Annotated in this window: 22 protein-coding genes; all 22 read left to right on the forward strand. The window is 61.4% G+C overall.

Going from position 1 to position 20,471, the window contains the following annotated elements:
- Positions 1 to 71: 71 nt before the first annotated feature.
- The 22 genes from C5F71_RS20775 to fliP all read left to right on the forward strand — a co-directional run bounded on the left by C5F71_RS20775 (position 72) and on the right by fliP (position 20,469).
- Positions 72 to 419 (forward strand): flagellar protein FlaG, encoded by a 348-nt coding sequence (locus C5F71_RS20775; protein WP_057960249.1) that lies wholly within the window; start codon positions 72 to 74, stop codon positions 417 to 419.
- Positions 420 to 500: 81 nt separating this feature from the next.
- Positions 501 to 1,859, forward strand: a complete 1,359-nt coding sequence (gene fliD, locus C5F71_RS20780; protein WP_104911843.1) for a flagellar filament capping protein FliD — start codon at positions 501 to 503, stop codon at positions 1,857 to 1,859.
- Between the two features lie 139 nt (positions 1,860 to 1,998).
- The gene (gene fliS, locus C5F71_RS20785) at positions 1,999 to 2,397 is read left to right on the forward strand and encodes a flagellar export chaperone FliS (protein ID WP_092234537.1); all 399 of its coding nucleotides are present in this window, start codon (positions 1,999 to 2,001) and stop codon (positions 2,395 to 2,397) included.
- A 25-nt stretch (positions 2,398 to 2,422) separates the two neighbouring features.
- Positions 2,423 to 2,719 carry a flagellar protein FliT gene (gene fliT, locus C5F71_RS20790; protein ID WP_029292500.1) on the forward strand — a complete coding sequence of 99 codons (297 nt, stop codon included), beginning with the start codon at positions 2,423 to 2,425 and terminating at the stop codon, positions 2,717 to 2,719.
- A gap of 173 nt (positions 2,720 to 2,892) precedes the next feature.
- The gene (locus C5F71_RS20795; protein ID WP_029292502.1) at positions 2,893 to 4,368 is read left to right on the forward strand and encodes a sigma-54 dependent transcriptional regulator; all 1,476 of its coding nucleotides are present in this window, start codon (positions 2,893 to 2,895) and stop codon (positions 4,366 to 4,368) included.
- A gap of 110 nt (positions 4,369 to 4,478) precedes the next feature.
- On the forward strand, positions 4,479 to 5,690 hold the full coding sequence (locus tag C5F71_RS20800) for a PAS domain-containing sensor histidine kinase (protein ID WP_029292505.1): 1,212 nt from the start codon (positions 4,479 to 4,481) through the stop codon (positions 5,688 to 5,690).
- A gap of 6 nt (positions 5,691 to 5,696) precedes the next feature.
- The gene (locus C5F71_RS20805) at positions 5,697 to 7,076 is read left to right on the forward strand and encodes a sigma-54 dependent transcriptional regulator (RefSeq protein WP_029292507.1); all 1,380 of its coding nucleotides are present in this window, start codon (positions 5,697 to 5,699) and stop codon (positions 7,074 to 7,076) included.
- Between the two features lie 131 nt (positions 7,077 to 7,207).
- A complete protein-coding gene (gene fliE, locus C5F71_RS20810) occupies positions 7,208 to 7,537 on the forward strand; it encodes a flagellar hook-basal body complex protein FliE (protein ID WP_029292509.1) in 330 nt (109 codons plus the stop codon).
- A 16-nt stretch (positions 7,538 to 7,553) separates the two neighbouring features.
- A complete protein-coding gene (gene fliF / locus C5F71_RS20815; protein ID WP_092234546.1) occupies positions 7,554 to 9,329 on the forward strand; it encodes a flagellar basal-body MS-ring/collar protein FliF in 1,776 nt (591 codons plus the stop codon).
- A complete protein-coding gene (gene fliG / locus C5F71_RS20820) occupies positions 9,322 to 10,341 on the forward strand; it encodes a flagellar motor switch protein FliG (RefSeq protein WP_029292514.1) in 1,020 nt (339 codons plus the stop codon). The genes fliF and fliG overlap by 8 nt, the downstream gene beginning before the upstream one ends.
- A gap of 10 nt (positions 10,342 to 10,351) precedes the next feature.
- Positions 10,352 to 11,116, forward strand: a complete 765-nt coding sequence (fliH, locus tag C5F71_RS20825) for a flagellar assembly protein FliH (protein ID WP_029292516.1) — start codon at positions 10,352 to 10,354, stop codon at positions 11,114 to 11,116.
- Positions 11,106 to 12,464: a flagellar protein export ATPase FliI gene (gene fliI, locus C5F71_RS20830; RefSeq protein ID WP_029292518.1), complete on the forward strand. Its 1,359-nt coding sequence runs from the start codon at positions 11,106 to 11,108 to the stop codon at positions 12,462 to 12,464. The genes fliH and fliI overlap by 11 nt, the downstream gene beginning before the upstream one ends.
- A gap of 6 nt (positions 12,465 to 12,470) precedes the next feature.
- Positions 12,471 to 12,920, forward strand: coding sequence for a flagellar export protein FliJ (fliJ, locus tag C5F71_RS20835; RefSeq protein ID WP_029292520.1), 450 nt, complete (start codon positions 12,471 to 12,473; stop codon positions 12,918 to 12,920).
- Between the two features lie 217 nt (positions 12,921 to 13,137).
- Positions 13,138 to 13,443, forward strand: a complete 306-nt coding sequence (locus C5F71_RS20840) for an STAS domain-containing protein (protein WP_104911844.1) — start codon at positions 13,138 to 13,140, stop codon at positions 13,441 to 13,443.
- A complete protein-coding gene (locus tag C5F71_RS20845) occupies positions 13,440 to 15,152 on the forward strand; it encodes a fused response regulator/phosphatase (RefSeq protein ID WP_104911845.1) in 1,713 nt (570 codons plus the stop codon). Before C5F71_RS20840 ends, C5F71_RS20845 begins: the two co-directional genes overlap by 4 nt.
- A gap of 30 nt (positions 15,153 to 15,182) precedes the next feature.
- A complete protein-coding gene (locus C5F71_RS20850) occupies positions 15,183 to 15,524 on the forward strand; it encodes an Hpt domain-containing protein (protein ID WP_029292526.1) in 342 nt (113 codons plus the stop codon).
- Positions 15,525 to 15,614: 90 nt separating this feature from the next.
- Positions 15,615 to 16,937 carry a flagellar hook-length control protein FliK gene (locus C5F71_RS20855; RefSeq protein WP_104911846.1) on the forward strand — a complete coding sequence of 441 codons (1,323 nt, stop codon included), beginning with the start codon at positions 15,615 to 15,617 and terminating at the stop codon, positions 16,935 to 16,937.
- Between the two features lie 348 nt (positions 16,938 to 17,285).
- Complete coding sequence (gene fliL, locus C5F71_RS20860; RefSeq protein ID WP_029292530.1) at positions 17,286 to 17,789, forward strand: flagellar basal body-associated protein FliL; 504 nt, start codon at positions 17,286 to 17,288, stop codon at positions 17,787 to 17,789.
- Positions 17,790 to 17,798: 9 nt separating this feature from the next.
- A complete protein-coding gene (gene fliM / locus C5F71_RS20865) occupies positions 17,799 to 18,767 on the forward strand; it encodes a flagellar motor switch protein FliM (protein WP_029292532.1) in 969 nt (322 codons plus the stop codon).
- Between the two features lie 55 nt (positions 18,768 to 18,822).
- Complete coding sequence (gene fliN, locus C5F71_RS20870) at positions 18,823 to 19,290, forward strand: flagellar motor switch protein FliN (RefSeq protein ID WP_029292534.1); 468 nt, start codon at positions 18,823 to 18,825, stop codon at positions 19,288 to 19,290.
- A 1-nt stretch (position 19,291) separates the two neighbouring features.
- A complete protein-coding gene (fliO, locus tag C5F71_RS20875; protein WP_029292536.1) occupies positions 19,292 to 19,726 on the forward strand; it encodes a flagellar biosynthetic protein FliO in 435 nt (144 codons plus the stop codon).
- On the forward strand, positions 19,726 to 20,469 hold the full coding sequence (fliP, locus tag C5F71_RS20880) for a flagellar type III secretion system pore protein FliP (RefSeq protein WP_029292538.1): 744 nt from the start codon (positions 19,726 to 19,728) through the stop codon (positions 20,467 to 20,469). The genes fliO and fliP overlap by 1 nt, the downstream gene beginning before the upstream one ends.
- Positions 20,470 to 20,471: the final 2 nt, after the last annotated feature.

A 20,471-nucleotide genomic window follows, 5' to 3' on the forward strand; every position in this document is an offset into this window, starting at 1 on the left:
GTACGGCAATTGGCTGGGGCACACTGTGGCGTAGCCTTCTATTTTTTCACTTGAATAATTAGGTGGCACAGATGGATATGAGCGTGAAGCTGAACTTATCCTACACGACGGCTGCAGCGGCCCAAGTCGTGAAGACGCCCGAGATCGTCAATCAGCCCAAAGTCGAGGTGACCGCCCAGGCCGCCCGCGAGCCCAGGCGGGACGATTTGGAGAAAGCGGTGACAGATATTCGAGAGTTCGTACAGGCAGCGCGGCGTGAGCTGGATTTTTCCATCGATGACTCTACAGGGAAGGTGGTGGTCAAAGTTATTGCTACCGATAGTGGAGAGGTAATTCGACAAATTCCCTCGGAAACCGCATTGAAACTGGCACAGAGTTTGACCGATGCCAGCAGCCTGCTGTTTGATATGAAAGCCTGAATTGGCACGAAAATTGTTTGTGTCTGCGCTTGAAGGGGCTTTTGTCAAGAAAGCTGCAGCCACCGGTTAAGGAGCAAAAAGATGGCGAGTTCAACGATCAGTGGCGTGGGATCTGGCGTCGATACACAGGCAATCGTCAAGGCTTTGGTGGAGGCAGAAAAGGCACCAAAGCAAGCGCAGATTACCGCCCAGCAAAAGACCACGACTACGCAGTTGTCCGCTGTCGGCAGTGTTAAGTCTGCGATGGACGCTTATCGTGCGGCCATCGCCAAGCTGAATACGGCCTCCTCATTCACGGGCCTGGCCGCCACGTCCTCTGAAGAGAAATTCGCCAAGGTGACCTTGGGTGACTCCGCCTCCAGTGGCAGCTATGCGCTGCATGTAGAGAAACTCGCTACTGCATCCAAAACCCAATCGGCAGTGTTTGCTGATGGTACTTCGACGGTCGTTAACTCTGGTTCGGAGTCTCAGATACTTACGATTTCCCAATCTGATACCGACCATAGGGTATCGATCCCGGCGGGTGCCACGCTGCAACAGACGCGTGATCTGATCAATACCCAGCTACAGTCTAAAGGCCTTAGTGCAAATATTCTGACTGACGCCAATGGTTCGCGCTTGGTGATGACTTCGCAGACCACTGGCAAGGGCAGCGATATTACCGTTGCTTCCGGTACGCTTGGCCTGGGCACTTTTACGAGAGTGGGTGAGCTTGCACAAAATGCTGAGTACACCATTGATGGTATTGCAATGGAGTCCACCAGCAACAAGGTTACGTCGGCGATCAGTGGTGTGAATCTAGAGTTGATCGCAAAGGGTGACAGTTCCATCAAGGTGGCGAGCAATACCGATACCCTCAAGACCTCGGTGCAGTCGTTTGTTACGGCCTACAATGCGTTAATTGGCTCGATCAACAGCCAGACCAAGGTAACTGCCACTGGAGAAACTGCGACTACTACGGCGGGTGCTCTGACTGGTGACGCGACTATGCGTCAGTTGGTTTCTACCTTGCGTGGTGAGCTGCTTAACGGCTCGGGTTCGGGCGCCCTGGCCAGCCTATCGCAGATTGGCCTAAACACTGACCAGAAGACTGGCCTGCTGTCCCTTGACAATAAAAAGTGGGACAAGGCGGTAGCTACTGGTGGGGCGGATGTCGCGGGTTTGTTCACCGGCGATAAGGGGTTGATCACCCGCATGACTAAAGCTACTGACAGCTATGTGGGTACTACTGGAGTTCTGGCGTCGCGAACCAGTAGCCTGGACGCTAAACTGACGGATCTGGACACCGAGCAGAAAGCCCTTGACCGTCGAATCGAGAGTCTGCAGTTGTCCCTAAGCGCAAAGTACAATGCCATGGACTCCTTGGTGGCTAAGCTCCGGGCCAGCAGTAGCAGTATCATGACTACGCTCAACTCATTGAATAATCCCAAGACGACCTGATTAGCGCTTGGCTCTTTGGGTTTGGATCAATTGCGTTTTTGATCCGGGCCTATGCGCTAGCGTTTTAAAGTTTTTTGTCGCGTGGTCGACATAATAGTTAGAACAGTTTTTCAGCTATTTCCGGTAGGGAGTTAGAGATATGAACCCCATGAGAGCCCTTCGTCAGTATCAGAAGGTCAATTCCCACGCGCAGATTTCCGAAGCCAGTCCGCACCGTCTTGTGCAGATGCTGATGGAGGGTGGGTTGGATCGTTTGGCGCAGGCAAAAGGCGCTATGAGCCGTGGCGATGTGGCACAGAAAGGGTTGATGCTCGGTAAGGCGATTGAAATCATTTCGGGGTTGCGCGAAGGTCTGGATCCGGAAAAGGTTGAAGATCCGACGTCGATCAAGCGTCTGGATGAGCTTTATGCCTACATGACATCTCGTTTGGTTGAGGCCAACAGTGGCAACGACGCTCAGATGATTGATGAGGTTGCAGGCCTGCTGATCACTGTTAAAAGCGGTTGGGATGCCATTGCTGCCGAGGCAGCCAATTAAGGCCGCCGGCCTTGAGGAACACAGCATGAGCCACGCACTGCAACGCATTGACGAAACCCGCGACGCCTTGATCGGTGCGCTGGCAGAACGCAATTGGGATGCTATTGGCGAGTTGGACATGGGTTGCCGCGCCTGTATCGACGAAGTGCTCAGTGAAGCGCCGGTGGACGAGGGTGCGCTGCGCGAGAAGCTGGAGAGCCTGTTGGTGGTCTACCAACAGCTGCTTGAGGTGACGACCGGCGAGCGCCAGGCGATATTTGAAGAGATGTCGCAGATCAACCAAGCGAAAAATGCGTCAAAGGTTTACCATCTGTTCGGCTGATCTGGCTCAGTTAATCCGAACATAGCGCGTCATAAATTTGACTGCTCGCATAATTTTGACTTAACTAGTGCTATTTTCAGACGTCAGGTAACCGTAGCGCAGAAAACGCCTACAGCTATCTAGATTGCCCCGATTCGAGGGCATTAGAGTTTTACTAGGGAAGTTGCTATTGCATGTGGCGTGAAACGAAAATTCTGCTGATTGATGACGATAGCGTCCGTCGCCGCGATTTGGCGGTGATTTTGAATTTTCTTGGTGAAGAAAATTTACCCTGCGGCAGCCACGATTGGCAGCAGGCCGTCAGCTCTTTGTCATCGAGCCGTGAAGTCATCTGTGTGCTGATCGGGACGGTAAACGCTCCTGGCGCAGTTCTTGGCCTGTTAAAGACACTCTCAACCTGGGATGAGTTCCTTCCCGTGTTGCTGATGGGCGATATTTCTTCCGTGGATTTGCCGGAAGACCAGCGCCGCCGTGTGCTTTCCACCCTGGAAATGCCCCCCAGCTACAGCAAATTGCTCGACTCCCTGCACCGTGCCCAGGTCTATCGCGAGATGTACGACCAGGCCCGCGAGCGCGGTCGTCACCGCGAACCCAACCTGTTCCGCAGCCTGGTCGGCACCAGCCGTGCGATCCAGCACGTGCGCCAGATGATGCAGCAAGTGGCCGATACCGACGCCAGCGTGCTGATCCTCGGCGAGTCCGGCACCGGCAAAGAAGTGGTCGCGCGCAACCTGCATTACCATTCCAAGCGTCGTGACGGACCTTTTGTGCCGGTCAACTGCGGGGCGATCCCGGCAGAGCTGCTCGAAAGCGAACTGTTCGGCCACGAAAAGGGCGCCTTTACCGGGGCAATCACCAGCCGTGCCGGGCGTTTTGAGCTGGCCAACGGCGGCACCCTGTTCCTCGACGAAATCGGCGATATGCCGTTGCCGATGCAGGTCAAGCTGCTGCGCGTGTTGCAGGAGCGCACCTTCGAACGCGTGGGCAGCAACAAGACCCAGAGCGTCGACGTGCGCATCATCGCCGCCACCCACAAGAACCTCGAAAGCATGATCGAGGTCGGCAGCTTCCGCGAAGACCTGTACTACCGCCTCAACGTATTCCCCATCGAGATGGCTCCGCTGCGCGAGCGTGTGGAAGACATCCCGTTGCTGATGAACGAGTTGATCTCGCGCATGGAGCACGAAAAGCGCGGCTCGATCCGTTTCAACTCCGCCGCAATCATGTCCCTGTGCCGCCACGGCTGGCCGGGCAACGTGCGCGAGCTGGCCAACCTGGTGGAACGCATGGCGATCATGCATCCGTACGGGGTGATCGGCGTGGTCGAGTTGCCGAAGAAATTCCGCTACGTCGACGACGAAGACGAGCAATTGGTGGACAGCCTGCGCAGCGACCTCGAAGAACGCGTAGCCATCAACGGCCACACCCCGGACTTCGGTGCCACCGCCATGTTGCCCCCCGAAGGCCTGGACCTTAAGGACTACCTCGGCAGCCTCGAACAAGGGCTGATCCAACAAGCCCTGGACGACGCCAATGGCATCGTCGCCCGTGCCGCCGAGCGCCTGCGCATCCGCCGCACCACGTTGGTGGAGAAGATGCGCAAGTACGGCATGAGCCGGCGTGAAGGTGATGAACAGGCGGATGATTGACGCCTGTTTTTTAACCTGCTGAAAAATAAGGATATTTTTTTCGGCACGGGTATTGCTATAGCACTCGCAACGTTCCGTTTAACTGACGGTCAGCCAAGCGAGAGAGCACGATGCCCCACGCCGCCCACCTTTCTTCAGTCCCTGACACCCAGGGACTTGTCCCGTCCGTAGAGCAGATCAGCCGGCAAGGGCTTGAGCAGGCGTTTTCGCTGTTCAGCCAGATGTCCAGCCAGTTGACAGACTCCTACAGCCTGCTGGAAGCCCGGGTTTCGGAGCTTAAGGGCGAGTTGGCGGTGGTCAGTGCCCAGCGCATGCAAGAGCTGGCCGAGAAAGAGCGCCTGGCCAACCGTCTGCAAAACCTCCTCGACCTGTTGCCCGGTGGCGTGATCGTGATCGACGACCAGGGCCGCGTGCGCGAAGCCAACCCTGCGGCCTGTGACCTGCTGGGCCTGCCGCTGGAAGGCGAGCTGTGGCGCCATGTCATCACCCGCTGCTTTGCCCCCCGTGAAGATGACGGCCACGAAATTTCCCTCAAGGACGGGCGCCGCCTGTCCATCGCCACCCGTTCCCTGGACGCCGAGCCTGGTCAATTGGTGCTGCTCAACGACCTGACAGAAACCCGTCACCTGCAAGACCAGCTGGCGCGCCATGAGCGCTTGTCGTCCCTGGGGAGGATGGTGGCTTCGCTGGCGCATCAGATCCGCACGCCGTTGTCCGCTGCGTTGATCTACGCCAGCCATTTGACTGATGAGCAATTGCCGACCGCCACCCACCAGCGTTTTGCCGGGCGGCTCAAGGAGCGCCTGCATGAGCTGGAGCACCAAGTGCGCGACATGCTGGTATTCGCCCGTGGCGAATTGCCGCTGACCGACCGGGTCACGCCCGCCGCCTTGATGCAGTCGCTGCAGGCCGCCGCCGCCACCCATGTACAGGAAGCCTCGGTGCGTTGGCAGTGCGACAGCCATTGGGGCGAGCTGCTGTGCAATCGCGACACCCTGGTGGGCGCGCTGCTCAACCTGATCGAAAACGCCAGCCAGGCCAGCGGCCCGGGCGCGCGACTCAAAGTGCACCTGTACAGCCGCGAGCAAACCCTGCGCCTGTGCATCAGCGACAGCGGCAGCGGGATTGATCCAGCCGTGTTACAGCGCCTGGGCGAACCTTTCTTTACCACCAAGACCAACGGCACCGGCCTGGGGCTGACCGTGGTCAAGGCAGTGGCCCGTGCCCATCAGGGAGAATTGCAGTTGCGTTCCCGTGTGGGGCGCGGCACCTGTGCATTGATAACGCTGCCGCTGTTTTCGGGCACGGCAAGCGCGGAGTAAGGATAAATGGCTATCAAGGTTTTACTGGTTGAAGACGATCGCGCCCTGCGTGAAGCACTGGCTGACACGCTGTTGTTGGCGGGCCATGACTATCGGGCGGTCGGTTCGGCCGAGGAAGCCTTGGAGGCGGTGGAGCAAGAGTCCTTCAGCCTGGTGGTCAGTGACGTCAATATGCCTGGCATGGACGGCCACCAGTTGCTCGGCCTGCTGCGGGCACGTCAGCCACAATTGCCGGTGCTGTTGATGACCGCCCACGGTGCGGTAGAGCGCGCGGTAGACGCCATGCGCCAGGGCGCGGCAGATTACCTGGTCAAGCCATTCGAGCCCAAGGCCTTGATCGAGCTGGTGGCGCGCCATGCTCTCGGCGTCGTGGGGGCGGCAGACAGCGAGGGACCGATTGCCTGCGAACCGGCCAGTGCGCAACTGCTGGAGCTGGCGGCCAAGGTCGCCCGCAGCGATTCCACGGTGCTGATCTCCGGCGAGTCCGGTACCGGCAAGGAAGTGTTGGCGCGCTACATCCACCAGCAATCCCACCGCGCCAGCCAACCGTTTATCGCGATCAACTGTGCGGCGATCCCTGACAACATGCTCGAAGCCACCCTGTTCGGCCATGAGAAAGGCTCCTTTACCGGCGCCATCGCCGCCCAGGCCGGCAAGTTTGAGCAGGCCGATGGCGGCACCATCCTGCTCGACGAAATCTCCGAAATGCCCCTCGGCCTGCAAGCCAAGCTGCTGCGCGTGCTGCAAGAGCGCGAAGTGGAGCGGGTCGGCGCACGCAAGCCGATCCAGTTGGATATCCGCGTGGTCGCCACCACCAACCGTGACCTCGCCGGCGAAGTGGCGGCGGGGCGCTTTCGTGAAGACTTGTTCTACCGGCTCTCGGTCTTCCCGCTGGCCTGGCGCCCGTTGCGTGAGCGCCCGGCCGATATCGTGCCGCTGGCCGAACGCCTGTTGAACAAACACGTCAATAAAATGAAGCATGCCCAGGCGCGCCTGTCGGCCGAGGCCCAGGCCTGCCTGATCAGTTACCCATGGCCCGGCAACGTGCGTGAACTGGACAACGCGATCCAGCGTGCGCTGATTTTGCAGCAGGGAGGCCTGATCCAGCCCCAGGACTTCTGCCTGGCGGTCGGAGCCGGTACGGCGCCGATGCCGAGCCTGGCCCCGGCGCCGCTGCAAAGCGCGCCGGCCGAGGCCGCTGGTGGCTTGGGCGACGACCTGCGCCGCCGCGAATTCCAGATGATTATCGACACCCTGCGCGCCGAACGTGGCCGCCGCAAAGAGGCTGCCGAGCGCCTGGGCATCAGCCCGCGCACATTGCGCTACAAGCTGGCGCAAATGCGCGATGCGGGGATGGACGTGGAAGCGTTCCTTTTCGCCAGCTGAGATACACATCAGCTGACAAGGTTTGTCGGCTTTTCTTACGAGTTGCCATGGAGCTGGCACCCTTGTTGCTACCACCCCTACTAACCGCTGCGTAGTGTCAAAAAATTGCGGGTCGTCGGAGAGAGAAGTTCATGAGCCAAGGTGTTGAGTTCAATCGGTTGATGTTGGATATGCGATCCATGCAAATGGACGCCATGTCCCAGCCGAAATCCGTCGTGCAAGCGCCGGAATTGGGCCAAAGCAGCTTCGCCGATATGCTCGGTCAAGCCATCAACAAAGTCAGCGATACCCAGCAGGCGTCCAGCCAACTGTCGACCGCTTTCGAAATCGGCAAGAGTGGCGTCGACCTCACCGACGTAATGATCGCATCCCAGAAAGCCAGCGTTTCCTTCCAGGCCTTGACCCAAGTGCGCAACAAGCTGGTTCAGGCTTATCAAGACATCATGCAGATGCCGGTTTAAGGACGAGATTTAAGTCATGGCAGAAGCAGTCGTGGATAACGTACCCGCCAAGACAGACGGCAAGCCGCCGCTGTTTGGCCTGTCGTTCCTGGAAAACCTCTCCGAAATGACCATGTTGCGTCAGGTGGGCCTGATGGTCGGCCTGGCTGCTAGCGTGGCGATTGGTTTTGCCGTGGTGTTGTGGTCCCAGCAACCCGATTACCGGCCACTCTATGGCAGCCTGGCGGGGATGGATGCCAAGCAGGTCATGGAAACCCTGGCCGCCTCCGATATCGCCTATACCGTGGAGCCCAACTCCGGCGCCTTGCTGGTCAAGGCCGACGACGTCGCCCGTGCCCGCTTGAAGCTGGCCGGCGCCGGCGTGGCACCGACCGACGGCAACATCGGTTTTGAGATTCTCGATAAAGACCAGGGCCTGGGCACCAGCCAGTTCATGGAAGCCACCCGCTACCGTCGCGGCCTGGAAGGCGAACTGGCGCGCACCATCGCTAGCCTGAACAACGTCAAGGGTGCCCGTGTGCACCTGGCGATCCCGAAAAGCTCGGTATTTGTGCGCGACGAGCGCAAGCCCAGCGCTTCGGTATTGGTCGAACTGTTTGCCGGGCGCTCCCTGGAGCCGGGCCAGGTCCTGGCCATCGTCAATTTGGTGGCGACCAGCGTGCCTGAGCTGAGCAAGTCACAGATCACCGTGGTCGACCAGAAGGGCAACCTGCTCTCCGACCAGGCGGAAAACTCCGCGCTGACCATGGCCGGCAAGCAGTTCGACTACAGTCGCCGCATGGAAAGCATGCTCACCCAGCGTGTGCACAACATCCTGCAACCGGTACTGGGCAACGACCGCTACAAGGCTGAAGTGTCCGCCGATGTGGACTTCAGCGCCGTCGAGTCGACTTCCGAGCAGTTCAACCCGGACCAGCCGGCCCTGCGCAGCGAGCAATCGACCAGCGAACAACGCACTGCCGCCAATGGTCCTCCGCAAGGCGTACCCGGTGCCCTGAGCAATCAGCCGCCAGCGCCGGCCAGTGCCCCGCAAACCACCGGTGGCGCCGCCGCGACCGCCAGCGCGATCCAGCCCGGCCAGCCGCTGTTGGACGCCAATGGTCAGCAGATCATGGACCCGGCCACCGGCCAGCCGATGCTCGCGCCGTACCCCGCCGACAAGCGTTCGCAATCGACGAAAAACTTCGAACTGGACCGCTCCATCAGCCACACCAAACAACAGCAAGGGCGCTTGAACCGCCTGTCGGTGTCGGTGGTGGTGGATGACCAGGTCAAGATCAACGCCGCCAACGGCGAAACCACCCGCGCCCCGTGGACCGCCGATGAATTGGCGCGCTTCACCCGCCTGGTGCAGGACGCCGTGGGCTTCGATGCCAGCCGTGGCGACAGCGTCAGCGTGATCAACATGCCGTTCTCCCTGGAGCGCGGTGAGGTGATTGCCGATATTCCGTTCTACTCTCAACCCTGGTTCTGGGACATCGTCAAGCAAGTGCTGGGGGTGTTGTTCATCCTGGTGCTGGTGTTTGGCGTGCTGCGCCCTGTGCTCAACAACATCACCGGCCACGGCAAGAAGCAGCTGGCGCCGTTCGGCGATGTCGAGTTGGGTGGCATGGGCGGCCTGGATGGCGAACTGGCCAACGACCGCGTCAGCCTCGGCGGGCCGCAGAGCATTCTGCTGCCAAGCCCGAGCGAAGGGTACGACGCGCAGTTGAATGCAATCAAAAGTCTGGTGGCAGAAGACCCGGGTCGTGTGGCCCAGGTCGTGAAAGAGTGGATCAACGCAGATGAGTGATAATCGAGCCTCTGTTGCCAAGCTGACCCGGGTCGACAAAGCCGCCGTGCTGTTGCTGTCCCTGGGTGAGACCGACGCGGCCCAAGTGCTGCGCCATATGGGCCCCAAGGAAGTGCAACGGGTCGGCGTCGCCATGGCGCAGATGCGCAATGTGCACCGCGAGCAAGTCGAGCAGGTGATGAGCGAGTTCGTCGAGATCGTCGGCGACCAGACCAGCCTGGGCGTTGGCTCCGACAGCTATATCCGCAAGATGCTCACCTCGGCCCTGGGCGAAGACAAAGCCAACGGCCTGATCGACCGCATCCTGCTGGGCGGCAACACCAGCGGCCTCGACAGCCTCAAGTGGATGGAACCGCGAGCGGTGGCGGACGTGATCCGTTACGAGCACCCGCAGATCCAGGCGATTGTCGTGGCCTACCTGGACCCGGACCAGGCTGGCGAAGTGCTCGGCCATTTCGACCACAAGGTGCGCCTGGACATCATCCTGCGCGTCTCGTCGTTGAACACCGTGCAGCCAGCGGCCTTGAAAGAACTGAACACGATCCTGGAGAAGCAGTTCTCCGGCAACTCCAACGCCGCACGCACCACCCTGGGCGGTATCAAGCGCGCGGCCGACATCATGAACTTCCTCGACAGCTCGGTCGAAGGCCAGCTGATGGACTCGATCCGCGAGATCGACGACACCCTGTCGGTGCAGATCGAAGACCTGATGTTCGTGTTCAACAACCTCTCCGATGTCGACGACCGTGGCATCCAGGCGTTGCTGCGCGAAGTGTCCTCCGATGTACTGGTGCTGGCCCTCAAGGGCTCGGACGAGGGCGTCAAGGAAAAGATCTTCAAGAACATGTCCAAGCGTGCTTCCGAACTGCTGCGCGACGACCTCGAAGCCAAGGGCCCGGTGCGCGTCAGCGACGTGGAAACCGCGCAGAAAGAAATCCTCACCATTGCCCGCCGTATGGCCGAAGCCGGAGAAATCGTTCTCGGCGGGAAGGGCGGCGAAGAAATGATCTAAGGCGCAGCGCATGTCGAACAATGATGAGACGCCCAGCGACTTGATTCGCGCCCGGGACGTCGGCGGGTTCGACGTCTGGTCGCTGCCCAGCTTCGACCCGCATAAGCCCGAACCCGAGCCCGAGCCGGTCGAAGAGACCCCGGTGGAAATGGAAGAAGTGCCCCTGGACGAAGTCCAGCCACTGACCCTCGAAGAGCTCGAAAGCATCCGCCAGGAGGCTTACAACGAAGGCTTCGCCACGGGTGAAAAAGAGGGGTTCCACAGCACCACCCTCAAGGTTCGCCAGGAAGCTGACGCGGCCCTCGCTGTGAAACTGGCCAGCCTCGAACGGCTGATGGGCAACCTGTTCGCGCCGATTGCCGAGCAGGACTCGCAGCTGGAAAAAGCCATGGTCGGCCTGGTGGAGCACATCACCCGCCAGGTTATCCAGCGTGAACTGGCGCTGGACTCCAGTCAGATTGAAAGCGTGATGCGCGAAGCCCTCAAGCTGTTGCCCCTGGGCGTCGGCAATGTGCGGCTGTACATCAACCCGCAGGATTTCGAGCAGGTCAAAGCCCTGCGCGAGCGCCACGAAGAAACCTGGCGCATTGTCGAGGATGCCGCGTTGCAGCCCGGTGGTTGCCGGGTCGAGACCGAGCACAGCCGGATCGACGCCACGGTCGAGACGCGTATCACGCAGATCATGGCCAAGCTGTTCGACCAGTTGCACGAACAGGCGCTGCACCCGGCGGCACCGGACCTGAGCACGGACCTGGACGCGCCTGATGCGCCTTGATCGCACCAGCTTCGCCAAGCGCCTGGGCGGTTATATCGAAGCCACCGAGTTGCCCGGCCAGCCGATCCTGGAAGGCCGCCTGCTGCGCATGGTCGGCCTGACCCTCGAAGCCGAAGGCCTGCGCGCGGCCATGGGCAGCCGCTGCCTGGTGATCAACGATGACAGCTACCACCCGGTGCAGGTGGAGGCGGAAGTCATGGGCTTTTCCGGCAGCAAGATTTTCCTGATGCCGGTTGGCAGCCTCGCCGGTATTGCGCCAGGCGCACGCGTGGTGCCGTTGGCGGATACCGGGCGCCTGCCGATGGGCATGAGCATGCTCGGCCGCGTACTCGACGGCGCCGGTCGTGCGCTGGACGGCAAGGGCGGGATGAAGGCCGAAGACTGGGTGCCGATGGACGGCCCGACCATCAACCCGCTCAAGCGCAACCCCATCAGCCAGCCGCTGGACGTGGGTATTCGTTGCATCAACGGTTTATTGACGGTCGGTCGCGGCCAGCGCCTGGGCCTGTTTGCCGGTACCGGCGTGGGCAAGAGTGTGCTTCTGGGCATGATGACGCGCTTTACCGAGGCCGACATCATCGTGGTTGGCCTGATCGGTGAGCGGGGCCGTGAGGTCAAGGAATTCATCGAGCACATCCTCGGTGAAGAAGGCCTCAAGCGGTCCGTGGTGGTGGCGTCGCCGGCGGACGATGCGCCGCTGATGCGTCTGCGCGCGGCCATGTACTGCACGCGGATTGCCGAATATTTTCGCGACAAGGGCAAGAATGTCCTGTTGCTGATGGACTCCCTCACGCGTTTCGCCCAGGCCCAGCGGGAAATCGCCCTGGCCATTGGCGAGCCGCCCGCCACCAAAGGCTATCCGCCGTCGGTCTTCGCCAAGCTGCCCAAGCTGGTGGAACGTGCCGGTAATGCCGAGGCCGGTGGTGGCTCGATCACCGCGTTCTACACCGTATTGTCCGAAGGCGATGACCAGCAGGACCCGATTGCCGACTCGGCGCGGGGCGTGCTCGATGGGCACATCGTGCTGTCCCGGCGCCTGGCCGAGGAAGGGCACTACCCAGCCATCGATATCGAAGCGTCCATCAGCCGGGTCATGCCCTCGGTGGTCAGCGCCGAGCATATGACCCGCGCCCAGCAGTTCAAACAGTTGTGGTCGCGCTACCAGCAGAGCCGCGACTTGATCAGCGTCGGCGCCTATGTGGCCGGTGGCGATCGCGAGACCGATCTGGCGATTGCCCTGCAACCGCAACTGGTGACCTACCTGCGCCAGGGCCTGAACGACAACATCAGCATGGCCGAAAGCGAAGCGCACCTGGCGTCGGTGTTCGCACCTGCGCCTGGCGGCTAACCCCGCATGGCCAGCAGTCGCGCCGCGCGTCTTGCGCCGGTGGTGGAGATGGCTGAAAGCGCCGAACGCACCGCCGCCCAGCGCCTGGGGCATTTCCAGGGCCAGGTGCGCCTGGCCGAGAGCAAACTGGGCGACCTGGAACGCTTTCGGGGCGAGTACCAGCAGCAGTGGATCGATCGCGGCAGCAAGGGCGTTTCCGGGCAGTGGCTGATGAATTACCAGCACTTTCTCAATCAACTGGAAAGCGCCGTCGGCCAGCAGCGCCAGAGCCTGGCCTGGCACCAGAACAACCTCGACAAGGCCCGCGAAGGCTGGCAACAGGCCTACGCCCGGGTCGAAGGCCTGCGCAAGCTGGTGCAGCGCTACATCGACGAAGCCCGCGCCCTGGAAGACAAACGCGAGCAGAAGCTGCTCGACGAACTGTCCCAGCGCCTGCCGCGCCAGGATCAATACTAGCCGCACGCTTGTTGTGGCGAGGGGGCTTGTCCCCCGCTGGGCTGCGCAGCAGCCCCAAGACCTGCCGCCCCGGTCTATCTGAAAAAACTCAGCGGTCTTGTTGGGGCTGCTGCGCAGCCCAGCGGGGGACAAGCCCCCTCGCCACAGCAGCACCTTGCCCACTGCCTGATCACCTGCTACACCTTGTTGCACATACCCACGACAAGGAAGCAGTCGTATGTCAGTCGAGTCAGAAGTGTCCCTGGATGGGAAGCAGTTGACGATCGCAATCAAGGGCCGATTCGATTTCGGTAGTCACCAGCCCTTTCGTGATTCCTATGAGCGGTTCTACAAGGTTCCCGATGTCTACGTGGTGGACTTGAAAGAGGCCACCTATCTCGACAGCTCGGCCTTGGGCATGTTGCTGCTGTTGCGTGATCATGCCGGAGGAGATAACGCGGATGTGCGTGTGATCAACAGCAACTCCGACGTGCGCAAGATCCTCGCCATCTCCAACTTCGACAGACTGTTTGATATCAGTTGAGCACCCGGGCCCTCGACACCCTGACCGTGCTGATCGCCGAAGACAGCGCCACTGATCTGCTATTGCTCTCGACCATCGTGCGCCGCCAGGGCCATCACGTGCTGACCGCCAGCAATGGCGCCGAAGCGGTGCAGGTGTTTGCCCGCGACCGCCCGCAGTTGGTGTTGATGGATGCCCTGATGCCGGTGATGGACGGCTTCGAGGCGGCCCGGCAGATCAAGCAACTGGCGGGCGAGGCGCTGGTGCCCATCATCTTCCTCACCTCCCTGCGTGAGAGTGAAGCCCTGGCGCGCTGCCTGGATGCCGGCGGCGACGACTTTCTGGCCAAGCCCTACAACCAGGTCATCCTGGCGGCGAAGATCAACGCCATGGACCGCCTGCGCCGGTTGCAGGCCACGGTCCTCGAGCAGCGCGACCTGATCGCCCGCCACCATGACTACCTGCTGCACGAGCAACGGGTGGCCAAGGCGGTGTTCGACAAGGTCGCCCACTCCGGCTGCATCAACGCGGCCCCGAACATTCGCTACCTGCAATCACCCTATGCGCTGTTCAACGGCGACCTGCTGCTGGCGGCCTACACGCCATCGGGGGACATGCACGTGCTGCTGGGTGATTTCACCGGCCATGGGCTGCCGGCGGCCGTCGGCGCGATGCCCCTGGCCGAGGTGTTCTACGGTATGACCGCCAAAGGCTATGGCCTGGCGCAGACCCTGCGGGAGATGAACGCCAAGCTCAAGCGCATCCTGCCGGTGGACATGTTCTGCTGTGCCACGCTGTTGTGCCTCAGTGTGCAGCGGCGGGTAGTAGAGGTATGGAACGGCGGGATGCCCGATGGCTATGTGCATGAAGTGGCCACCGGCAGGCGCACGCCGTTGGTGTCCCGGCATTTGCCGCTGGGCGTGTTGGCGCCCGAGGTCTTTGACGATGGCACTGAAGTCTGGCCGATGGCCCTGGGGGATCGGGTGTTCCTGCTGTCCGATGGGGTGATTGATACGGCGGATGCCAGCGAACAATTGTTTGGGGTGGAGCGTTTGCTTGAGGTGTTCGCCGCCAACCGCGAGCCTGAGCGCCTGTTTGAGGAAATCGAACAAGCCCTTGCCGGGTTTCGTGGCCAGGTACGCGACGATGTGAGCCTGGTGGAAATCAGCCTGTTGCCCGGCCAGGTTTTGCATTCTTCGACCATGCAATACACCGACAGTGGGCAGTCGTGCCCGCTGGACTGGTCAGTGAGTTTTGAATTTCGCGCCGAAACCCTAAAACGTTACAACCCGTTGCCGTACTTGCTGCAACTGCTCCTGGAAATCCACGGCCTGCGCGGCCAGAGTGGCGCGCTGTACAGCGTAATGGCCGAGTTGTATTCCAATGCGCTGGAGCATGGCGTGCTGGGCCTGGACTCCCAGCTCAAGCGCGATGTGCAGGGCTTTGCCCGCTACTATCGCCTGCGCAGCGAGCGGCTCGACCAGTTGAACAGTGGTTATGTACGCATACATGTGGATGTGCTGCCGACCGAAGTGGGTGGGCGCCTGAGCCTGCGTATCGAAGACAGTGGTCCGGGCTTTGACGTGGAAGCCATGCTGGCGCGGCCGCTGGATATCGACCGTCTGTCTGGGCGCGGGCTGAACCTGGTCCGGCAACTGAGCAGCGATGTACGCTGGACCGATGGCGGGCGCAGCGTGTGCGTGGAGTTTTGCTGGGTGGCTCTGGCATAATCCGCCGATTCTTGATCAAGGAGCGAGCAAGTGACGCAGATACATATGGACCCTGAAGTGTTGGTGGGTTTGCGGGAAGTGATGGAGGGTGAATACCCCCTTTTGCTCGACACCTTCCTCGATGACTCGCAAAAGCGCGTCGAAGCACTGCGCAAGGCGCGCGATGACGCCAAGGCGCTGGGGCGGATTGCCCACAGCTTCAAGGGCAGCAGCGGCAACCTCGGTGCGGTGCGCCTGGCGCGGCTGTGCCAGCGCCTGGAGGCAGAATCAGCCAAGGCGCAGGTGACCGACCTGGGCAAACTGGTCGACCAGATCGACCACGAGTTTGCCTTGGTCAAGCCGCTGTATGAATCGGAGCGCCAGCGCTTCTAGGGTTGCCCGGGCCGGTTTGCAAAGCTGGCCCGACTTTTGCTCTCTATCTTCTGCCTGCGCCCTCGACCCTGCGCAGCGGAGACCTGAACTATGCCTCTAGCCCCCAACTCGCTCCTGCAGGCCGCCCCCGCGGTCAAGCCGCAGGCTTCCCCCGCCAATGCGCAGGCAACGGCCGCGGACGCGCGGGCCAAAGCGCCAGGCTTTGCACAGGTGTTCGCCAAGGAGTCCAAGGCGGCACCTTCCAAGGCTGTGGAAATGGCGCCCAAGCCCAGCCGCGACAAGCCGGCCGAGGCCAGCGCGAAGAAGGATGTCGGCAACGACAAGCCTGCCGCTGGCACTCCAGCAGTTGCCGATAGCGGCAAGACTTTGCCTGCCACGCCGCCCGCCAAGGCAGACGCGGCAGCCAGCAGCGATGACGATAAAAGTGCCGACAAGGATCTGGCGCAAGCCCAGCCACCGGCAGTCGACCCGGTGCTTGATCCAGCCGTGATCGCGGCGGTGGCCCCCGCCCCAGTGGCGGCCCAGGCTGGCGCGGCAGATGACGTCAGCACGCCGCTGCTGGTGACCACGCCGCCGGTCACGGAAGAGGTCGCGCCGGCCTTCGACCCCGAAGCCGATCCATTGGACTCGTTGCCGGCGGTGCGCCTGGCGATGGAGCAGGGCGGCCATGTCTCAGCCAGCAGCCAGGCGGCGCAAAAGAACTTGCCGGCCCAGGCTGAACCCACCGCCGCGCAGAACTTCACCAACGGCCTGGCGGCCATGGTCGACCAGCAGGCGGCCAAGGACAGCACCGACCAGGGGGGCGAAAAGGCTTTCAGTGGCCTGATCGAAGATGGCCTCAAGGATTTGAAAGGTGCGAGCAGCGACACCCGCGTCGATGACTTCGCCAATCGCCTGGCCGCCTTGACCCAGGCCGCCACGCCCAAGACTGCCAACGCCTTGCCGCTGAACAACCAGCCGCTGGCCATGCACCAGGGTGGCTGGACCGAGGAAGTGGTGAACCGGGTCATGTACCTGTCCAGCGCCAACCTCAAATCTGCCGATATCCAATTGCAGCCGGCCGAACTGGGGCGCCTGGATATCCGCGTGAACATCACCGCCGACCAGCAGGCCCAGGTGAATTTCATGAGCGGCCATGCCGCCGTGCGCGAGGCCCTGGAAAGCCAGTCCGGGCGCCTGCGGGAGATGTTCGCCCAGCAGGGCATGGGCCAGGTCGATGTGAACGTGTCCGACCAGTCCCGTGGCTGGCAGGGCCAGGGTCAGGACCAACAGCAGAACCAGGCCCGTGGGGTCAGTGGCAGTGGTGGGCACAACGATGGGCATGACACCGGCCTTGCCGGCGAAGCCACCGAAGTGGCGGCGCCGATAGCCCAGTCCGTCATCGGCTCCAGTGCTGTGGACTACTACGCCTAAAACCTGACCTGGCTTGCCTGCAATAGCGGTATCTACACATAGTCCCAAGCAGACAGGCCCCCTGTGGCGAGCGGGCTTGCCCCGCGCTGGGCTGCGAAGCAGCCCCAAAACCAGCCACTACGGTTTACCTGATACACCGCATTCGGCTTATTGGGGCTGCTTCGCAGCCCAGCGCGGGGCAAGCCCGCTCGCCACGGGGGAGTTTGTCGGTTCCTGGAGGTTGTGTAGATACCGATGGCCGCTCCCACATTGACGCATTCCCCCTCTCACTCCAGACAACTCTGGCATAACACTTGCTCTTGCCTTCCCGTGGATCTATGAAACCCCGAATAGTGACGGATTATTGGCATGGCGAAGAGTGACGACGCAGCAACAGCTCCTGCAGCAGGCAAGGGCAAGCTCAAGATGATCCTGTTGATTGTCCTGGCCTTGTTATTGGCCATCGGCGTGTCGGTGGGGGCTACCTGGTACTTTATGCACAGTGCCCAGAGCAAGCCGGTACCTGCGGCCGAGACCGCCAGCAACGTCAAGCAACCGGCAATCTTCGAGCAGATGCTCCCGGCCTTTGTCGCCAACTACAACCAGAACGGTCGGCAACGCTACCTGCAGGTGAGTATTTCCCTGCTGGCGCGCAACCAGGCGGACCTCGATGCCCTCAAGGTGCATATGCCGGTGATCCGCAACAACCTGGTGATGCTGTTCTCCGGGCAGAGTTTCGACAGCCTGGCCACCCCGGTGGGCCAGGAAATGCTGCGCCAGAAAGTCACTGCCAGCGTGCAGGAAGTGGCCCAGAAAGAGCTGGGCAAAGTCGTGGTCGAGCAGGCACTCTTCACTAATTTCGTATTGCAGTAGGATCACGACATGGCCGTGCAAGACCTGCTGTCCCAGGATGAAATCGACGCCCTGTTGCATGGCGTCGACGATGGTCTGGTACAGACCGAAATGGCTGCCGAGCCCGGCAGCGTCAAAAGTTATGACCTGACCAGCCAGGATCGCATCGTCCGTGGACGCATGCCGACCCTGGAGATGATCAACGAACGTTTTGCCCGCTACACCCGTATCAGCATGTTCAACATGCTGCGCCGCTCGGCGGACGTGGCAGTGGGCGGCGTGCAGGTAATGAAGTTTGGCGAGTACGTGCATTCGCTGTACGTGCCCACCAGCCTCAACCTGGTCAAGATCAAGCCCCTGCGTGGTACCGCGCTGTTCATCCTCGACGCCAAACTGGTGTTCAAGCTGGTGGACAACTTCTTTGGCGGCGACGGCCGTCACGCCAAGATCGAAGGCCGTGAATTCACGCCTACCGAGCTGCGCGTGGTGCGCATGGTGCTGGAGCAGGCCTTTATCGATTTGAAGGAAGCCTGGCAGGCGATCATGGAAGTCAATTTCGAGTACATCAACTCGGAAGTGAACCCGGCCATGGCCAACATCGTCGGGCCCAGCGAAGCCATTGTGGTCTCCACCTTCCACATCGAACTCGATGGCGGTGGCGGCGACCTGCACGTGACCATGCCGTACTCGATGATCGAGCCGGTGCGCGAGATGCTCGATGCGGGCTTCCAGTCCGACCTCGACGACCAGGACGAACGCTGGGTCAAGGCTCTGCGCGAAGACCTGCTGGATGTCGACGTGCCGCTGAGCGCCACCGTGGCGCGTCGCCAATTGCGCCTGCGGGACATTTTGCATATGCAGCCGGGGGATGTGATTCCTGTCGAACTGCCAGACGAATTGATCATGCGCGCCAACGGCGTGCCGTCGTTCAAGGTCAAGCTCGGTTCCCACAAGGGCAACCTGGCGTTGCAGGTGGTCGAGCCGATCAACCGTCGCTGACTCAACCCGATGATGCATCCCTAATTCATGATTTTTGCTGCGCCGAGGACATGTAATGGCTACCGAACACGAAAACACTTCCGCCGAAGACCAGGCCCTGGCTGACGAATGGGCGGCAGCCCTGGAAGAAACCGGCGATGCAGGCCAGGACGATATCGACGCCTTGCTGGCCGCCGACGCCGCCACTGCACCCGTGGGCAACCGCTTGCCTATGGAAGAGTTCGGCAGCGTGCCGAAGAACCATGAGCCGGTATCGCTGGATGGTCCGAACCTAGACGTGATCCTCGATATCCCGGTGTCGATCTCCATGGAAGTGGGCAGTACCGAGATCAATATCCGCAACCTGCTGCAGCTCAACCAGGGGTCGGTGATCGAGCTCGACCGCCTGGCCGGCGAGCCGCTGGATGTGCTGGTCAACGGCACATTGATTGCCCATGGCGAAGTCGTAGTGGTCAACGAGAAGTTCGGCATCCGCCTGACTGACGTGATCAGCCCCAGCGAACGTATCAAGAAGCTGCGCTGAGATGGCGCGCCGCTGGCTGGGACTCGTGTGGGCATTGCCCCTGGGCGTGATGGCGGCTGAACCGGTGGCCCAGGTCGCCGTGCCCGCCGCCGGCGCCAGCGTGACGGGGCAGCTGACCCAGTTGGTGCTGGGCCTGTTGCTGGTGGTGGGGCTGATCTTCGTCCTCGCCTGGCTGTTGCGCCGGGTGCAACGCATCGGCCCGGGCAACGCCCAGGTCATTGAACTGGTGGGCTCGCGGGCCTTGGGGCCGCGTGACCGCCTGGTTCTGGTGCAGGTGGGCGAAGAGCAGATCCTGCTCGGCCTCACCCCAGGCCGTATTACCCCGTTGCATGTGCTCAAGCATCCGGTCAGCGTGGCCCAGACCGAGGCCGCCACACCGGAGTTCGCCCAGCGCCTGATGGAGCTGATGGGCAAGGACCAGAAGGATAAGAAGTAATGCGCGTTCTACTGACGCTCATGCTGTTGCTGGCAGCGCCGCTGGCGTTCGGCGCGGACCCGTTGTCGATCCCGGCGATCACCCTGGGCACCAATGCGGCCGGCGCCCAGGAGTATTCGGTCAGCCTGCAGATCCTGCTGATCATGACCGCGCTGAGTTTTATCCCGGCGTTCGTCATGCTGATGACCAGCTTTACCCGGATCATTATCGTGTTCTCGATCCTGCGCCAGGCCCTGGGCCTGCAGCAGACCCCCTCGAACCAGATCCTCACCGGCATGGCGCTGTTCCTGACGCTGTTCATCATGGCGCCGGTGTTCGACAAGGTGAATCAGCAAGCCCTGCAACCCTACCTGGCAGAGAAAATGACGGCCCAGGACGCGGTGGAAAAGGCCCAGGGCCCGATCAAGGACTTTATGCTGTCGCAGACCCGCTCCAGCGACCTGGAACTGTTCGTGCGCCTGTCCAAGCGCACTGACATCGCCAGCCCGGACCAGGCACCCTTGACCATCCTGGTGCCGGCGTTTGTCACTTCCGAGCTCAAGACCGCGTTCCAGATCGGCTTCATGATCTTTATCCCGTTCCTGATCATCGACCTGGTGGTGGCCAGTGTGCTGATGGCCATGGGTATGATGATGCTGTCGCCGCTGATCATTTCGTTGCCGTTCAAGATCATGCTGTTTGTACTGGTGGATGGTTGGGCGCTGATTATCGGCACCCTGGCCGGCAGTTTCGGAGGGGTATAGCG

The organism is Pseudomonas sp. LG1D9, assembly GCF_002949995.1.
Classification (GTDB): domain Bacteria; phylum Pseudomonadota; class Gammaproteobacteria; order Pseudomonadales; family Pseudomonadaceae; genus Aquipseudomonas; species Aquipseudomonas proteolytica.